Annotated in this window: 1 protein-coding gene; it reads left to right on the top strand. The window is 46.6% G+C overall.

The genetic code is table 11. The features are described 5' to 3' along the window. Nucleotides 1-433 (top strand): HAD-IA family hydrolase (locus R8N49_RS29875; RefSeq protein ID WP_318190801.1); only part of this gene is annotated, 433 nt, incomplete at its 5' end. Between the last annotated feature and the right edge of the window lie 106 nt (nucleotides 434-539).

The following is a 539-nucleotide window of genomic DNA, read 5'->3' as shown; positions in this document are numbered from 1 at the left end:
ACATTATTTTGATTCTGCACGTATGGGCGCGTTCACTTTCTTCCCTGGCGTAAAAGAAATGCTGACGGATCTACGTAAGCACTACAAACTTGTCGTGATCACTAACGGTCCAATTTTTTCGCAGCACCCCAAATTGAAAGCAACACAAATGGATGAATGGGTGGACCATGTTATTGTGGGTGGCGAAGAGCCAGAAGAAAAACCAGCGGCCAGCATATTCCAAAAAGCCTTGAATCTAGTCGACATCAAACCAGAAGAAGCCTTACACATCGGAGACTCTCTAGCGGCAGACATCGCAGGCGCAAACAACATGGGTATTTTGAGTGTGTGGGTGAATGCGACTGGCGCAAGTAATCCAACAGAGATAACGCCGAACTTTGAAATCCGAGAAACCGTCGAGCTAAAAGAAATCCTGAAAACACTCGCCCAATAACAACAGCGGATTAAGAAAACCACAACCCCAGGCGTTGAGCTGGGGTTTATTTTATCTGCGCGAAAAGCTCTGGGATCATGGGAGGCCTAAAGCACCAAAAGCTGTA

The sequence above is a fragment of the Vibrio sp. 1978 genome (assembly GCF_033344345.1).
The sequence above is the reverse complement of the archived record's forward strand: the minus strand, read 5'-3'. Positions and strand labels throughout refer to the sequence as shown.